Annotated in this window: 15 protein-coding genes and 1 pseudogene; 9 read left to right on the top strand and 7 right to left on the bottom strand. The window is 60.9% G+C overall.

Annotation, left to right across the window (positions count from 1 at the left end):
* Positions 1-209: 209 nt before the first annotated feature.
* Positions 210-857, top strand: coding sequence for a disulfide isomerase DsbC N-terminal domain-containing protein (locus BSP75_RS13060; protein WP_058052703.1), 648 nt, complete (start codon positions 210-212; stop codon positions 855-857).
* Positions 823-2,553, top strand: a complete 1,731-nt coding sequence (recJ, locus tag BSP75_RS13055) for a single-stranded-DNA-specific exonuclease RecJ (protein ID WP_075113478.1) — start codon at positions 823-825, stop codon at positions 2,551-2,553. The genes BSP75_RS13060 and recJ overlap by 35 nt, the downstream gene beginning before the upstream one ends.
* Positions 2,554-2,628: 75 nt before the next feature.
* On the opposite strand, the gene lnt is transcribed toward recJ, so the two are convergent.
* The 5 genes from lnt to miaB all read right to left on the bottom strand — a co-directional run bounded on the left by lnt (position 2,629) and on the right by miaB (position 8,324).
* Positions 2,629-4,173, bottom strand: a complete 1,545-nt coding sequence (gene lnt, locus BSP75_RS13050) for an apolipoprotein N-acyltransferase (protein WP_075113477.1) — start codon at positions 4,171-4,173, stop codon at positions 2,629-2,631.
* A 148-nt stretch (positions 4,174-4,321) separates the two neighbouring features.
* Positions 4,322-5,206: a CNNM family magnesium/cobalt transport protein CorC gene (gene corC / locus BSP75_RS13045; RefSeq protein ID WP_042061076.1), complete on the bottom strand. Its 885-nt coding sequence runs from the start codon at positions 5,204-5,206 to the stop codon at positions 4,322-4,324.
* A gap of 95 nt (positions 5,207-5,301) precedes the next feature.
* The gene (gene ybeY, locus BSP75_RS13040) at positions 5,302-5,766 is read right to left on the bottom strand and encodes an rRNA maturation RNase YbeY (protein ID WP_075113476.1); all 465 of its coding nucleotides are present in this window, start codon (positions 5,764-5,766) and stop codon (positions 5,302-5,304) included.
* Positions 5,763-6,836: a PhoH family protein gene (locus tag BSP75_RS13035; RefSeq protein WP_075113475.1), complete on the bottom strand. Its 1,074-nt coding sequence runs from the start codon at positions 6,834-6,836 to the stop codon at positions 5,763-5,765. Before BSP75_RS13035 ends, ybeY begins: the two co-directional genes overlap by 4 nt.
* A 54-nt stretch (positions 6,837-6,890) precedes the next feature.
* Complete coding sequence (gene miaB / locus BSP75_RS13030) at positions 6,891-8,324, bottom strand: tRNA (N6-isopentenyl adenosine(37)-C2)-methylthiotransferase MiaB (RefSeq protein WP_075113474.1); 1,434 nt, start codon at positions 8,322-8,324, stop codon at positions 6,891-6,893.
* Positions 8,325-8,589: 265 nt separating this feature from the next.
* On the opposite strand from miaB, the gene BSP75_RS13025 reads away from it, so the two are divergent.
* The 4 genes from BSP75_RS13025 to BSP75_RS13010 all read left to right on the top strand — a co-directional run bounded on the left by BSP75_RS13025 (position 8,590) and on the right by BSP75_RS13010 (position 12,317).
* Complete coding sequence (locus BSP75_RS13025) at positions 8,590-9,753, top strand: FAD-dependent monooxygenase (RefSeq protein ID WP_075113473.1); 1,164 nt, start codon at positions 8,590-8,592, stop codon at positions 9,751-9,753.
* A gap of 49 nt (positions 9,754-9,802) precedes the next feature.
* Positions 9,803-10,369 (top strand): isochorismatase family cysteine hydrolase, encoded by a 567-nt coding sequence (locus BSP75_RS13020; protein ID WP_075113472.1) that lies wholly within the window; start codon positions 9,803-9,805, stop codon positions 10,367-10,369.
* Between the two features lie 132 nt (positions 10,370-10,501).
* Positions 10,502-11,182 carry an excalibur calcium-binding domain-containing protein gene (locus BSP75_RS13015; RefSeq protein ID WP_075113471.1) on the top strand — a complete coding sequence of 227 codons (681 nt, stop codon included), beginning with the start codon at positions 10,502-10,504 and terminating at the stop codon, positions 11,180-11,182.
* Positions 11,183-11,378: 196 nt separating this feature from the next.
* Complete coding sequence (locus BSP75_RS13010) at positions 11,379-12,317, top strand: sensor domain-containing diguanylate cyclase (RefSeq protein WP_075113470.1); 939 nt, start codon at positions 11,379-11,381, stop codon at positions 12,315-12,317.
* 92 nt (positions 12,318-12,409) lie between these two features.
* Here BSP75_RS13010 and BSP75_RS13005 read toward each other — a convergent pair whose 3' ends face one another.
* Positions 12,410-13,318 carry a LysR family transcriptional regulator gene (locus BSP75_RS13005; RefSeq protein ID WP_075113469.1) on the bottom strand — a complete coding sequence of 303 codons (909 nt, stop codon included), beginning with the start codon at positions 13,316-13,318 and terminating at the stop codon, positions 12,410-12,412.
* Between the two features lie 116 nt (positions 13,319-13,434).
* Here BSP75_RS13005 and BSP75_RS13000 point away from each other — a divergent pair, with 116 nt between their 5' ends.
* Together BSP75_RS13000 and BSP75_RS12995 are read left to right on the top strand one after the other, a co-directional pair.
* A complete protein-coding gene (locus BSP75_RS13000; protein WP_042061091.1) occupies positions 13,435-13,680 on the top strand; it encodes a hypothetical protein in 246 nt (81 codons plus the stop codon).
* 20 nt (positions 13,681-13,700) lie between these two features.
* Positions 13,701-14,405, top strand: a complete 705-nt coding sequence (locus BSP75_RS12995; RefSeq protein WP_148140714.1) for an HAD-IA family hydrolase — start codon at positions 13,701-13,703, stop codon at positions 14,403-14,405.
* Here BSP75_RS12995 and BSP75_RS12990 read toward each other — a convergent pair.
* Positions 14,401-14,863: pseudogene (locus BSP75_RS12990) on the bottom strand (helix-turn-helix domain-containing protein); the annotation flags it as partial. The gene BSP75_RS12995 and the pseudogene BSP75_RS12990 overlap by 5 nt on opposite strands.
* A gap of 262 nt (positions 14,864-15,125) precedes the next feature.
* Between BSP75_RS12990 and BSP75_RS12985 the strand changes: the two are divergent.
* Positions 15,126-15,266, top strand: a 141-nt coding sequence (locus BSP75_RS12985) for a transposase family protein (protein ID WP_148140712.1), incomplete at its 3' end; no start/stop codon positions are given.

Here is a 15,266-nt window from a genome sequence, read left to right as displayed (position 1 = left end):
AGCTTGCGGGCGTTATGAGTCCTTGGCAATCGGAGGGAATCATTTTTTTTGGTACAAAGTGATATTAATTTTTTGGTAAGTAGCAGGTTGAATAATGAGCTGTGCTGCTGTAGTTTGCTTGGTCGATTCATTCATACCACGTGAGTAAACAAGTGAAGTATTTACTACTGGGAATGATGCTTTTGTGCACATTTGCTGCCAGAGCGGGGATGGATACCCAAGCCTTGAAACAGACCATCACGGCCCGACTGGGGGTGCCCGTCTATCTGGTTGAACCGACCCCGATTGCGGGGTTGTATATGTTGGGCACCTCCCAGGGGGTGCTCTACAGCGATGCCAAAGGGGACTATGTGGTGCAGGGGATCATGCTGGATATGACCCGTGACATGAAGAACCTGACCATCTCTGGCATGCGTGAGCAGCGCCGACTGGGCCTGGCTCAGGTGGCCCATACTCCCATCGTGCTCAAGGCCCGGGATGAGCGTCACCGGGTGGCGCTGTTTCTCGGCGAACAGGATGCGGCACGCCGTCAGCTCTCCGCCACACTGCAACAGTTGCAGGCCTTAGGAGTTAGCGTCGAGATCTATCCCGTCATTGATCATGCCGAACGAGCCGCTGACTGGTGCAGCGACCCCCTGCTGCAAAATGATCCGTTAAAAGCCTATTTGCCTCAAACGGCATGTAGTGAGACCCTTATCCAAAATATTGGCCTGAGCCAATGGTTGGGGGTCAAGGTACTGCCGGCCTGGGTCTCCTCTGACGGGGATCTGGTGCGCGGGTATCAGAGCCCCGAACAGCTGCTCAAGATACTGGATCATATTGATGTCCCTGCAAATCCGTCGTCGTCCGCGAGTTGATGATTCCCATCTGCCTGCCACCCTGCATCCCCTGCTTCGCCAAATCTTCGCCAGTCGTGGCGTAGACGATCCGGCCCTGCTGGAGCGTAGCGCCAGCCAGCTGTTGCCGCCCCAGCGCCTCTATGGCATGGAACAGGCGGTGCCGCTGCTGGCGGAGGCCCTGACCGCCCAGAAACGGATCCTGATCGTCGGTGACTTCGATTGCGACGGTGCCACCAGCTCGGCGCTCTGTGTGCTGGCGCTGCGCGCCATGGGTGGTCGCCACATCGATTTTCTGGTGCCCAACCGCTTCGAGTTCGGCTACGGCCTCACCCCCGAAATTGTCGAGCTGGCGGTGGTCCGCGGCGCCGAGTTCCTGATCACGGTGGATAATGGCATTTCCAGCATCGCCGGGGTGGCGGCGGCCAAGGCGGCTGGCATGCAGGTACTGGTTACCGATCACCATTTACCGGGTCAGGAGCTGCCTGACGCCGATGCGATCGTCAACCCCAACCAGCACGGCTGCGATTTCCCCTCCAAGTCGCTGGCCGGGGTCGGGGTCGCCTTCTACCTGATGGCGGCTCTCAACACCCATCTGCGCCAGCTCGGCTGGTACGAACAGCAGGGGCTGCGCGCCCCCAATGTGGCGGATTATCTCGATCTGGTGGCCCTCGGTACGGTGGCCGACGTGGTGGCGCTCGATGGTAACAACCGCATTCTGGTCCATCAGGGCTTGCAGCGGATCCGGGCCGGGCGCTGTCGCCCCGGTATTCAGGCGCTGGTGGATGTGTCGGGCCGCGATGGTCGCCGCCTCACTGCCGCCGATCTCGGTTTTGCGCTGGGGCCGCGCCTCAATGCGGTGGGCCGCCTCGATGACATGTCGCTCGGGGTCGCCTGCCTGCTGAGCGATGATCTCAATCTGGCGCGCCAGCTCGCCTCCGAGATGGATAGCCTCAATCAGGAGCGCAAGGAGATTGAGCAGGGGATGCAGCAGGAGGCGCTTGCCACCCTGGAGCAGATCCGCTTTCGCGATGGCGAGGTGCCGTCGGGCATCGTGCTGCACCGTAACGAGTGGCATCAGGGGGTGGTGGGGCTGGTGGCCTCCAAGGTGAAGGAGAAGTACTACCGCCCGGTCATCGCCTTTGCCGAAAGCAGCGAGACCGAGCTCAAGGGCTCAGGGCGCTCCATCCCCGGGGTGCACCTGCGCGATGCGCTGGAACTGCTCGATACCCGCCACCCCGGCCTGATGGGCAAGTTTGGTGGCCACGCCATGGCAGCGGGGCTGACCCTGCCCAAGGCCAATATCGAGGCCTTCGGTCGGGCGTTTGAGGCGGTCATCAGCGAGCTGGTGACCCCCGAGCTGTTGACCGGGGTGCTGCTCACCGACGGCGAGCTGCTGCCGGACGAGCTAAACCTCGAGCTGGCGGAGCTTATTCGCGCCTCCGGCCCTTGGGGTCAGGCCTTCCCCGAGCCGCTGTTTGACGGCGAATTCGTGCTGGTACAGCAGCGGCTGGTGGGGGAGAAGCACCTCAAGATGATGCTGACCACCGATTCCGGCCATGCGGTGGATGCCATCGCCTTCGGCGTCGATCTCAAGCGTTGGCCCGATGCCTCGGTCAAGCGGGTGCGGCTGGTCTATCGGCTCGATGTCAACGAGTGGCGCGGCAACCGCAGCGTGCAACTGCTGGTAGAGCATCTGGAAGCCGCTGGTGGTTAAGCCACGTCCCTGTTCATGATAAAAAACGAGGCGCCTGTGGGCGCCTCGTTGTTTATCGGGGATTGCGGATTGGCGTTACAGCTCGCGGGCCCAGGGGTGGGCCTTGGGGCGCAGCGCCAGCGCCAGACCCAGCAGCAGCACGGTCAGGCCGTAGAGGGGCCAGCTGCCAAATCGCATGTAGGGGGTCTCGCCGTGGGCGGGACGCACCTCGCTGCGCAGCACGCCCGCTTCAAACTGCGGGATCTGGCCGATGATGCTGCCATCGATGTCGGTCACGATAGTGATGCCTGTGTTGGTGTCGCGCAGCAGCGGACGAGCCAGCTCCAGCGCGCGCATCCGGGCGATCTCCATATGCTGCCACGGACCGATGCTGGTGCCGAACCAGGCGTCGTTGGAGACGGTCAGCAGGAAGTCGGTATCGGCATTGACGTTGCGGCGCACCTCCTCCGGGAAGATGATCTCGTAGCAGATGGCGGCGGCGAACTTGAGCCCCTTGGCGATCAGGTTGGGCTGAATGTCATCGCCCCGGCTGAAAGAGGACATAGGCAGGTTGAAGAAGGGGGCGATGGGGCGCAGCAGATCTTCAAACGGCACGAACTCGCCGATGGGCAGCAGGTGGTACTTGTTGTAGCGGTTGGAGTGGTTGTAGAAGTAGGACTCCTTTCCATCCGCATCCTGCACCCCCATGCCGAGCACGGTATTGTAGAAGCGCTGTTGCTGCTCGTCGTAGTGGATGATCCCCGCCAGCAGGCCGGTATCGTTCACCTTCATCGCCTTGTCCAGATTCTCCAGATAGGGGCCCATCGCCTTCTCGATAGCCGGGATCGCCGACTCAGGCCAGACGATGATGTCGGCATCCTGATTCTCGCGGCTTAAATCCTGATAGGTGCGCACCGTGGGGGCCAGTGCCTCCGGATCCCACTTGAGGGACTGGGCGATATTGCCCTGCACCAGCGCCACCTTGACCGGCTCGCCACGGGTCACCCAGTTGAGCTGCATCAGACCGTGGGCACCGGCGACCAGCAGGGCGGGCACCGCCAGCCAGAGCGGGGAGCGGGATTTCCACACCAGCCAGATAGCGGAGGCAGACAGCAACAGGGCGAGGGTGATGCCTTGCACCCCGAGAATGGGGGCGAGGCCCTTGAGAGGGCCGTCGATCTGGCTGTAACCAAACCAGAGCCAGGGGAAGCCGGTCATCACCCAGCCGCGCAGCCAGTCAGCCACCAACCACAGAGCCGGGAAGGCGAGCAGCCAGCGGCTCCAGTGACGGCCGCCAAAGAAGCGGGCGAAGGCCCAGCAGGCGAGCGTCGGGTAGAGCGCCAGATAGGCGGAGAGCCCGGCCAGCAGCACGAAGGCGACCGGCAGCGGGATGCCGCCAAACTCGGTCATGCTGACGTGGATCCACCACAGCCCCGGCAAAAAGAGTCCCATGGCGTAGCCAAAACCGCGCCAGGCGGCCTGTTTCGGCGTGGCTTTGTCCAGCAGGGCGTAGAGGCCGAGCAGGGAGGGGATCACCAGCGGCCAGTAGCCGAAGGGGGAGAAGGCCAGCACGGCGATGGCGCCACAGGCCAGCGCGCTGAGGCTCAACAGGATTCTTGATGTAACGGGAGATGATTTCACGGGCGATTGTGCTCGTCTTGGTGTGCAACTGGGGTTGAATGGCCGCTATCTTAACCTGTAAGCGGGGCAACGGCGAGCCTCGATGCCGGTGGCAGAGAGCACAACGCCCCGAGGTCGGGGCGTTGTTTCAAACATCGAGCGGATCTGCTTACTGCGGCTCGGATTGCGCCGCCGCGTGGTGCTCGGGGATCTTCACCTGCAGTTGCTGCAGACGGCGCCGGTCGGCATGCATCACCTTGAAGAGGTAGCCGTCCAGCTCGATCTCCTCGCCCTTCTTGGGCAGGTGGCTGAAGGCGTGCATCACCAGACCGCCCACCGTATCCACCTCTTCATCGCTGAATTTGGTGCCGAAGAAGTCGTTGAAATCCTCGATCTCGGTCAGGGCGCTGATGGAGAAGACCCGCTTGCTGAGGCGGCGGATTTCGTCCGGCTCATCCTCGATGTCGTCAAACTCGTCGTCGATCTCGCCAACGATCAGTTCCAGTATGTCTTCGATGGTCACCAGACCGGAGACGCCACCAAATTCGTCGACCACGATGGCCATGTGGTAGCGCTCTTCACGGAACTCCTTGAGCAGACGGTCAACCCGTTTGCTTTCCGGCACGATCACCGTGGGGCGCAAGATTTTCTCGAGCTGCAGCGGCTCGCTGGCGTGATGGCCGCCAAACCCGAAGGGGAGCAGATCCTTGGCGAGCAGAATGCCCTCCACATGATCCTTGTCTTCGTTGATCACCGGGAAGCGGGAGTGACCGGACTCGATGATCACCGGCAGGATCTCGTCGATCGGCTGGGACTTCTCGATGGTCACCATCTGGGAGCGGGGGATCATGATATCGCGCACGCGAAGATCGGCGATCTCCAGCACCCCCTCGATCATGTCCTTGGTGTCCTGATCGATGAGGTCGCGCTCTTCGGCATCGGCTATCACGTCTACCAAATCATTGCGGTCTTTTGGCTCGCCCTGGAAGAGTTGGCTGAGTTTGTCGAGCCAGGTTTTCTTCGGCGAGCCGGTACTAGGGTGATCGTCGGTCATTTTTTCTCTTGGTTACTCGCTTCAACACACTTGAAATTGTTCGGGTTATATAAGGATGGCCATCTGCTGTTTCAAGTGGATGACCGTCCGGCGTTTTACTCTTCGTCGTTCAGATAAGGATCGGCAAAACCCATTTCCTGCATGATGTCGCGCTCAAGCGCTTCCATCTCTTCGGCTTCCTCATCATCGATATGGTCATAACCTAGCAGATGCAGACTGCCATGCACAACCATGTGGGCCCAGTGGGCCATGAGGGGCTTGCCTTGCTCTTGGGCCTCGTGCTCCACCACCTGACGGCAGATCACCAGATCGCCGAGCAGCGGCAGCTCCAGACCGGGCGGTGCCTCGAACGGGAAGGAGAGCACATTGGTAGGCTTGTCCTTGCCACGATAGGTGAGGTTGAGCTCGTTGCTCTCCGCCTCGTCGACGATACGCACCGTCACTTCAGCCTCTTGCTGGAAGCCGAGAATGGTGCCATCGAGCCAGCCTTGCAGCTGGGCTTCGGTGGGCAGGCCGTCAGTGCTGGCGCTGGCCAGCTGCAGATCCAGGGTTACGCTCATTGCTCGCTCTCTTTGCTGGTGCTCTCTTTGCCGATGCTCTCTTTCCCAATAATGGGGGCTGCTTTTTCCGCCGCCTGTTTGGCATCGAATGCCTCGTAAGCCTGCACGATGCGGGCCACCACCGGGTGGCGCACCACGTCTTTGGACTCGAAGAAGTTGAACGACAGGCCATCGACCCCTTGCAGCACTTCCAGCGCGTGACGCAGGCCGGATTTGGCGTTGCGCGGCAGGTCTACCTGGGTGATGTCACCGGTCACCACCGCCTTGGAGTTGAAGCCGATGCGGGTCAGGAACATCTTCATCTGCTCGGTGGTGGTGTTTTGAGCCTCATCGAGAATGATAAAGGCGTCATTGAGGGTTCTTCCGCGCATATAGGCGAGCGGCGCCACTTCGATGATGTTGCGCTCCATCAGCTTCTCAACCCGCTCAAAGCCCAGCATTTCGAACAGGGCGTCGTAGAGCGGACGCAGGTAAGGATCCACCTTCTGGGAGAGATCGCCGGGCAGAAAGCCCAGCTTCTCGCCCGCTTCCACCGCAGGACGGGTCAGCAGAATGCGGCGAATTTCCTGACGTTCCAGCGCATCCACCGCCGCCGCAACCGCCAGATAGGTCTTGCCTGTTCCTGCGGGGCCTATGCCGAAGCAGATATCGTGGCGCACGATATTGGCAATGTACTGGGCCTGATTGGGGCTGCGTGGTTTGATGAGACCGCGCTTGGTCTTGACCGTCACCTCCTTGCCATAGGGGATGCTCGGCGCCGGTTCGTCATCCTGCTCCAGCACTCGCGACTCCTGAATGGCCAGATGGACCATGTCGGGAGTGATGTCGGTCACCTTGCCACCCTTGAGGGGCTGGGTTTCCACATAGAGGTGCTTGAGGATGACGGCGGCGGCATCCAGCTGGGCCGGTTTGCCCACCAGCTGGAAGTGGCTGTCACGGTAGCTGATCTCGACGCCGAGGCGGCGCTCCAGCTGCTTGATGTTGTCATCGAAGGGGCCGCACAGGCTGGCAAGGCGCTGGTTGTCGGCTGGCTCCAGATGCAGATTCAGGGTCGAGATGTGTCGGCTCAAAATATCCTCGTCTCAAGGCGCTCCCCATCCGCCGGGCGAATGGGGAGGAGGGGATTAATGGGGTGTGAAGGCGGCCACGCCCAGCTCGTCCGGCACATTGTCGGGACGACGGGCCAGGATTTCGCTCGGGGCGGTGGCGATCCGCAGGTTCATCTCGCTCTCGCCGCGGATGAACTTGCCGCGCAGGGAGTTGGGACGTACCTCGGTGATCTCCACGTCGGCAAAGCCGCCGATCAGGGTGTGCAGCCCTTCGAAGTTGACCACCCGGTTGTTCTCGGTGCGGCCACACAGCTGCATCGGGTCGAGCTTGGAGGGTCCTTCCACCAGGATGCGCTGGGTGGTGCCCAGCATGGCGCGGCCAATCTGCATCGCCTGATTGTTGATGACGTGCTGCAGGCGGGCCAGACGGGCTTTCTTCACTTCCATGTCGACATCGTCGGGCATATCGGCAGCCGGGGTGCCCGGGCGCGGACTGAAGACGAAGCTGTAGCTCATGTCAAAGTTGATCTCTTCGATCAGCTTCATGGTCGCTTCAAAGTCTTCGTCCGTCTCGTTCGGGAAGCCCACGATGAAGTCGGAGCTGATGGTGATGTCGGGACGGGCGGCACGCAGGCGACGGATCTTGGATTTGTACTCCAGGATGGTGTGCGGGCGCTTCATCATGGTCAGGATGCGATCAGAGCCGCTCTGCACCGGCAGGTGCAGGAAGCTAACCACTTCCGGGGTGTCTTTGTAGACTTCGATGATGTCGTCGGTGAACTCGATCGGGTGGCTGGTGGTGTAGCGAATGCGATCGATACCGTCGATGGCGGCCACCAGACGCAGCAGCTCGGCGAAGGTGCAGATACCGTCATCAAAGGTCGGGCCGCGGTAAGCGTTGACGTTCTGACCGAGCAGGTTCACTTCGCGCACGCCCTGCTGGGCGAGCTGGGCGATTTCGTAGAGCACGTCGTCCAGCGGTCGACTCACCTCTTCACCGCGGGTGTAGGGCACCACGCAGTAAGTACAGTATTTGGAGCAGCCTTCCATGATGGAGACGAACGCGGTGGCCCCTTCGGCGCGCGGTTCGGGCAGGCTGTCGAATTTTTCGATCTCGGGGAAGGCGATATCAACCTGGGCACCACGGCCCTCTTGCACTTCCTTGATCATGGCGGGCAGGCGATGCAGGGTCTGCGGGCCGAACACGATATCCACATAGGGAGCGCGCTGGCGGATGGCATCGCCCTCCTGAGAGGCAACGCAGCCACCCACGCCGATCACCAGACCGGGCTTGTTGGCCTTGAGCTTTTTCCAGCGTCCCAGCTGGTGGAACACCTTCTCCTGCGCCTTTTCGCGGATGGAGCAGGTATTCAGCAGCAAGACATCTGCCTCTTCGGGCTCTTCGGTAAGGGTGTAGCCATTGCTGGCATCCAACAGGTCGGCCATTTTGGACGAGTCATACTCGTTCATCTGGCAACCCCAGGTTTTAATGTGAAGTTTCTTGCTCATTGCTTCTCTTGACTTGTTTTGAAATCGGCATGGTCAAAGGACCGCGCATTTTACTCCGCAATCTGGATACTGCCTAGCTAATATCCAGCTGGCAATGGTGCTCACCCGATACCTGTTGCCAGCAAGCTCAATAAGCTTTCTCCTTGATTTGACGCAGCAATTCCCCGTTTGTCTCACTGTTTATCAGCCGCCCTTGCGCTATCATGCAGCCATCCGGTTCACGTCCGGGCGCTGTCGCCGGACGCACCCTTTCAGGAATAAATGTATGGAACAGTGTGATATCGCCATCGTCGGCGCCGGCATGGTGGGCGCCGCCACCGCCTGTCTGCTGGCGGCTCAGGGCCTCTCGGTGCGGGTCATCGAGACCCAACTGCCGGAGCATTACGCACGGTCGCAGCCGCTGGATCTGAGGGTCTCCGCCATCAGTCAGGCCTCGGTGGCGCTGCTGGAGCAGGCCGGTGCCTGGCACCATCTGCAGCAGATGCGGCTCTGCCCCTATCGCCGGCTGGAGACCTGGGAGCTGGACGGCTTTGCCACCCGCTTCAATGCCGCCGATCTCGGTCTGCCCCAGCTTGGCTACATCATCGAAAACCGGCTGGTGCAGCTCGCCCTGCTCAAACGGATGGAGGATTTTCCCACCATCCAGACCCACACCCCGGCGGCGGTGACCAGCCTGCGCCAGAGTGCGGATGAAGCTGTGCTGACTCTGGACGACGGCACCGAGCTGGCGGCCCGTTGGGTGCTGGCTTGCGATGGTGCCGAATCCCACACCCGCAAGCTGGCGGGTATCGGCGTATCGCGCTTCGAGTACCGCCAGCACTGCATGCTGATCAATATCGACACCGACTTTGCGCAGGAAGATATCACCTGGCAGCAGTTCACCCCGAGCGGCCCGCGCGCCTTCCTGCCGCTGCCCGGCCAGCACGGCTCTCTGGTGTGGTATGACAGCCCGGCACGTATCCGCGCGCTGGCGGCCATGAGCAACGAAGGGCTTGCCGCCGAAGTGCGCCGCCACTTCCCGAGTCGGCTCGGCGGGTTCACCGTCACCGGCAAGGGGAGTTTCCCGCTGGTGCGTCGCCACGCCAACGACTATCACGTCGGTCGGGTGGTGCTGCTTGGCGATGCTGCCCACACCATCAACCCGCTGGCGGGGCAGGGGGTCAACCTCGGCTTCAAGGATGTGGCCTGCTGGGCTGATCTGCTGCAAGGAGCTGGCGCCGACTGGCATCAGCTGGCGCTGGCCGAGCGTTACGAGCGACGGCGCCGCCCCGACAACCTGCTGATGCAGTCGGGGATGGATCTCTTCTACGGGGTGTTCAGCAACGAGATTGGCCCGCTCAAGCTGGCCCGCAATCTGGCCCTCAATCTGGCTGACAAAGCGGGTCCACTGAAGGAGATGGCGCTGCGCTATGCACTGGGGCTGGTTTGACAGGTAGGAAGCAGATAGCACGGACTGAATTCGCGAAGGAGCAAAGGTGATGAACAAGGCACTGCTGGTGATCGACTTTATCAACGATATTGCCCATCCCGACGGGCGTATCGCCGCCTCCGCAGCCCACGTGGTGGAGCAGGATGCCATCGCGCATGCCAATCAGGCGCTGGCCCATGCCCGTGCCAACGGCTGGCTGGTAGTGCTGATCAAGGTGGGCTTTGACGGCGGCTATCAGCTGCAACCCAAGGGATCTCCCATGTTTGGTCGCGCTCACCAGTTGGGGGCGCTCTCTTTGGCTGACAGCGGCACCGACTTTCATCCTGATCTGGATGTGCAGCCCGGCGATCTGGTGCTGACCAAGCCCAGGGTCAGCCCCTTCTATGGCACGGCGCTGGAGCCTGCGCTGCGGGCCAACCACATCGACCACCTCTATCTGTGCGGAGTGAGCACTAGCTGGGCCATTCAGGCGGCAGCGCGGGATGGTCACGATCGCGACTACGCCATCACCATTCTGGAGGATGCCTGCGCCGCCGCAGATGCCACCGAGCATCACACCTCGCTGCGGATGCTGGGTCGCATCGCTGAGATCATCAAGGTGTCCCAGCTGGCTTGATCCTTAACGCAGGCTGCGCCCGATCACTGTTTTGAGATTGACTCTGCGGCTCCCTGTCGGGCCGCTGCGCTTTTGGGCAACATGATTGTCGGGCAATATAGTGCTCACATGGATAACAACAAGGATGGACAGATGCGTTATCAGGGACGGATCGCGAGCTGGAACGAGGCGCGCGGCTTTGGATTTATTACGCCGGAGCAAAATGGCGCCGAGCAGGCAATCAATGGAGCACGCAGTGCAGGGCTGTTTGTGCACGTTACGGCGCTGCAATCAGATGGCCGCGTGCCCGAGCCGGGGGAGCGTGTCACCTATCTGATCGGCAGTGGCCAGGATGGCAAACCAAGGGCGTTACAGGTCTTTTTCCCCGATCGCCCGCTCACGTTGGCGGATGCCGTGCCCTCGGCCGAATCATCAGCAGCAAGATCGGCCGCATCATCGGCGGCGCCATCCTTTCGGGCGGCAAGTCAGCCGCCACGACCCACTTCTACCAGAGAGCGGAGTAACCCCTATCGACGTCGCAAGAGCAGCTGGAGTGGCAAATTGATCCCCCTGTTGGTGCTCGTCGGCCTCTTTTCCATCTATTCCCGTTTCTCGGCCGAGTCGATGGCGCCATTGCCGGTCTCCTCTTTCAATAAGGAGGAGGTCAGCACGCCACAGGCAACGACCTTTATTCGTCAGTGTGATGGTCGGCAGCATTGCTCCCAGATGACTTCCTGCGAGGAGGCAACCTGGTTCTTGCAAAACTGCCCGAATACTAAAATGGACGGAGAGGGAGATGGCATCCCCTGTGAAAATCAGTGGTGTGGGCATTAAATGTTACTTATCAGTCAAATACATTCATAACCTGTTCTTGTTATCCGGTGCGGGGCGCTGGCCTGAAACCTTGCCGGATGGGGGCCTCGCGACGAATGGTCTCTGTTGGCCAAGTGGTTATTGGGTGCTTTACTCTAACTGCTGATGCAACTGTTAATAGATGGCGATGCGCCACGTTTGCCACAGGATGGCCACTATGGTGGATGAAAGAGAGAAGCCTCGGAGCCAGTTTGCCGAGCGATCCCATTATCTGGCCGCGCTGCTGGATTCGCTGGAGGATCAGATCTCGGTGATCGATCGGGATGGGGTGATCCATTACACCAATCTCGCCTGGGATCTGTTTGCCGAGCAAAACGGCATGCCCAAGGGATATAACTGGCTCGGAGTCAACTACATGGGCGTGTGTGACAGCTCTGACGAGCCGCTGGCGCGCAGCGCCGTGGAGGGGATCCGCAGGGTGCTACGTCGTATTCAGGATAAGTTCTATCTGGAATACCCTTGCCACAGCTCGGATACCCAGCGCTGGTTTATGATGCGAGTGGCGCCGGTGACCGGTATCGATGATGAATTTTATGCCATCGCCCATATCAATATCACCGAACGCAAGCTGCTGGAGCTGGAGGTGGCCAGCCTCTCCCAACATGATCCCCTGACTGGACTGGCCAATCGGCGGCTGTTCAACAGCTTTCTGCATAACGAGTGGCGGCGCAGCATGCGTGAACATACCCCGCTCTCCCTCATCATGCTGGATCTCGATAACTTCAAGGCGTGCAATGACCATCTGGGTCATCAGATGGGGGATGGATCCCTCCAGCTGGTGGGCCATCTTCTGCAATCCTTCTGCCAGCGTCCGGCGGATCTGCCCTGCCGTTTTGGTGGCGATGAGTTTGCCCTGATCCTCGGCAATACCGACCGGGATGCGGCCCAGCGGATTGGTGAGGCGATCCGCCGGGCCATCAACGACCTCGACATCGTGGTGGCGGATGATATTCAACTCAGCGCCAGCATCGGCATTGCTACCTACACGGCAGAACAACCGCTGGCGGGGGAAGGGGAGTTGCTGGCCGCGGCCGATGCGGCGCTCTATTGCGCCAAGGGGGCGGGTAAAAACCGTAGTCACTGCGCCAACTGTTGAGCCGAATGGCCGCTCTTGTTCTGGATGCGCCCCCTTGATGGGGGCGCACTGTTTTGGCTGGCCAGGGTGCTAGCCACCAGCAAGCGTTGGCCTCAGCGCTCGGGCGTGGCCGACACCGGCAGGGGATGGCTGGCGATCACCTGCCTGACGAAGTGATCCCGGATGGGATCGGCAAAGTCCGGGTTCCATACCATGCTGATTTCCCACTCGGAGTTGGGGCCAGAGAGGGGATAGAGGGTGACATCGGGCCCTGCGATAAAGCTGACGCTGCGTGGCAGGATGGCATTGCCGATGCCTGCCGCAACCAGCGCCACCAGCGTCTGGATATCTTCGGCCTCCTGAACCATGCCAGTCAGTCGGTTGGCGCCGAGAAAACCGGCGATCTGCTGGCTGAGACCGGGGCAGCGGTGGCCCACCATCTGCAAAAGCGGTTGACTGATCAGTGCCTGCTGGACGTCGAATGCAGCCGGGTCCGGCTCGGTCATTCGGGTCGGCACCGCCAGCACTAGCCGGTCGATCAGTAGCCGGTGCTCCTGCAACTGCGGCATCTGGGGCCTGCGCATAAAGCCAAGCTGCAACTGGCCGGAGAGCAGCTGCTCCTGCTGGATGGCGGAGGGCATATCCTGCAGATGGACCATGACGTCCGTGACCTGCTGTTTGAAGCGGGCCACCAGCGCAGGGGCCAGCGCGAAACTCGACAGGCCAAACCCAATCTTGAGCCGACCGGCCACGCCGCTCGCCACCGCCAGTGCGTGACGTTCAAATTCCCTGCCGTGTTTGACCAGTGCGCTTGCCTGAGTGAGCAGCTGGGCGCCGAGCGCTGTCAGCTCGGCACCGTGGCGGCCCCGCTTGAACAGGGTGCAGCCCAGCGTCAGCTCCAGCCCCTGGATCTGCTTGGTGAGGGCCGGTTGGGTGATAAAGAGGCGGCTGGCCGCTTCCCGATAGTTGGCGGTGTCGGCCAGCGTCACAAACGCCTGCAGTTGCCTCAAGTCGAATTTCATTCCAATTGGTTATCCAAAGTGGCGATTTATTGATTATAAATTATCTAATCGCCTTGTTCTAATGGCTTGGCAAGGGGGGCGCCTCCCTCCTCAGAACCGGAACAAGGAGCCATATCATGTCTACCCAACGCTATCTCTTTTTGATCAAGGGCACGCTGGTGCTGGCCCAGCCATTGGCTGCCCCGGAGACGGGAGAGCTGCTCGCCAGCCTGCTGCAACAGGGGTTTGTGGTCGGCCCCTTGCAAGTGTGGGCTGGCAGTGCCGAGCAGGCGCTGGCCTGTTATGAGCGTGCCGCCCAGCAGCAGGCGTTTGCCGATGCGCTCTCTGGTGCTGCGCCCGAGCTGACGGGAGTATCTGCATGAGTAGCGAACTGAGCGCCTGTATGGACGTCAGTGCGGGTACAAAAACCGTGGTGGTCGCCGCCCTGCTGCTCGATATGGACGGCACTCTGGTCTGCTCGACCGGTGATGTGGAGAAGGTGTGGCGGCTCTGGTGCCAGCATCATCAGCTGGCTCCCGAGCCGGTGCTGGCGATGTGCCACGGCATGCGCTCGCGGGAGGTGATCCGGGCGCTGGCTCCGCAACTGGATGTGGAGCGGGAGGCGGCGCGGCTCGACGAGCTGGAGATGGAACATACCGGCGGCGATGCCATCGCGGGCGCTGGCCAGCTGCTGCGCCGCCTGCCGTCCCTGTGCTGGGCCATCGTGACCTCCGCCAGTGAGCGGGTTGCTCGCCATCGCCTGAGTTGTGCCGGTTTGCCGCTGCCCAACCTGCTGGTGGGGGCCGAAGCGGTGATCAATGGCAAACCCGATCCCGAGCCCTATCTGCTAGGTGCCGAGCGGCTGGGCGTACCGCCCGCTTGCTGTCTGGTGTTCGAGGATGCACCGGCCGGTATCGAGAGCGCCCTGCGTGCTGGCTGCGCCGTGGTGCAGGTAGGGGGCGATGTGCCGCTCAATCCGGCGGTGGTGGCGGTGATCCGTGACTGGCGCGAGGTGACGGTGGTGTTGGGGGAAGGCGAATCGCTACACAGCACCACATCGGGTGAAATCAGAGGTCTTCAAGACCGTGATGACCGCCTCGGCATTTAAGGAAGAAGGTCTCGTCTACCTTAACGATGCCCTCTTCCCGGGGGGGCCTGATGGGTTGCCATCACGCTCAAGAAACGGTGACGCCAGAGGAACGCAGTGTTTTTGCTGACCCCACAACGCAGAGCTGCCTTGCGAACGGTCAACCCTTCGATGAGGGCTTGCGCGTAGTCTTCCCAGCACTGTGCTTTACGCAATCTGGCCAGGGGCGTTTTGGTGAGGATGGAGCTGGTGCGCAGACATAGTTTGCAACGGTAGCGGCGCAGCCCCCGACTCCAGCCCCAAGGAGCCAGCTCGGTGACATCGGCATGACAATGTGGGCAGCCACGGCATGTCGGTAACTGAGTATTGAGCGAGGTAATGGTGTGGGGGGCAGAGAGTTCCTGCTGAGCAACACGGCGCTGGCGCAGGGTAAGCAGTGGAAAGAGAGACAACAGGTGTTGAAAGGCTGGGGTATCCATGATGGTAGACCTCAAGGTGATGGCCTACTTCAAGATTAGCCTTTCAACACATAATTGGGACAGAGCCATAAAAAACGGGAGCCCGCAGGCTTAATGCCGATCAGTTAAGGATCCATTGACCGATCCTCCAGATGCAGGGCGAGATCGCGAACGTTTATTGAGCACNTGCAGGGCGAGATCGCGAACGTTTATTGAGCACATTTACATGATTTGACCGATGTTGCGGGTTATGATCTTATGCTCCCTTTTCGGGAGCCATTTCATGTCCATCGACGCTTTCTCTGAACACTTTGCCGAACTCCAAGATCCCAGACAAACCGCCAAAGTGGCCTACCCCCTGTTTGATGTTCTGTTCCTGACGCTCTGCGCCGTGATCGGCGGCGCTGAAGGATGGCAGGATATC

Source organism: Aeromonas sp. YN13HZO-058 (genome assembly GCF_001921245.1).
Classification (GTDB): domain Bacteria; phylum Pseudomonadota; class Gammaproteobacteria; order Enterobacterales; family Aeromonadaceae; genus Aeromonas; species Aeromonas allosaccharophila.
This window is presented reverse-complemented; position numbering and strand designations above follow the sequence as displayed.

Bases quoted from the DNA above. Each gene is read 5' to 3' on its own strand.
- BSP75_RS13060 (WP_058052703.1), top strand. From the start codon at position 210: ATGGATACCCAAGCCTTGAAACAGACCATCACGGCCCGACTGGGGGTG.
- recJ (WP_075113478.1), top strand. From the start codon at position 823: ATGTCCCTGCAAATCCGTCGTCGTCCGCGAGTTGATGATTCCCATCTG.
- corC (WP_042061076.1), bottom strand. From the start codon at position 5,206: ATGACCGACGATCACCCTAGTACCGGCTCGCCGAAGAAAACCTGGCTC.
- ybeY (WP_075113476.1), bottom strand. From the start codon at position 5,766: ATGAGCGTAACCCTGGATCTGCAGCTGGCCAGCGCCAGCACTGACGGC.
- miaB (WP_075113474.1), bottom strand. From the start codon at position 8,324: ATGAGCAAGAAACTTCACATTAAAACCTGGGGTTGCCAGATGAACGAG.
- BSP75_RS13025 (WP_075113473.1), top strand. From the start codon at position 8,590: ATGGAACAGTGTGATATCGCCATCGTCGGCGCCGGCATGGTGGGCGCC.
- BSP75_RS13020 (WP_075113472.1), top strand. From the start codon at position 9,803: ATGAACAAGGCACTGCTGGTGATCGACTTTATCAACGATATTGCCCAT.
- BSP75_RS13015 (WP_075113471.1), top strand. From the start codon at position 10,502: ATGCGTTATCAGGGACGGATCGCGAGCTGGAACGAGGCGCGCGGCTTT.
- BSP75_RS13010 (WP_075113470.1), top strand. From the start codon at position 11,379: ATGGTGGATGAAAGAGAGAAGCCTCGGAGCCAGTTTGCCGAGCGATCC.
- BSP75_RS13005 (WP_075113469.1), bottom strand. From the start codon at position 13,318: ATGAAATTCGACTTGAGGCAACTGCAGGCGTTTGTGACGCTGGCCGAC.
- BSP75_RS13000 (WP_042061091.1), top strand. From the start codon at position 13,435: ATGTCTACCCAACGCTATCTCTTTTTGATCAAGGGCACGCTGGTGCTG.
- BSP75_RS12995 (WP_148140714.1), top strand. From the start codon at position 13,701: ATGGACGTCAGTGCGGGTACAAAAACCGTGGTGGTCGCCGCCCTGCTG.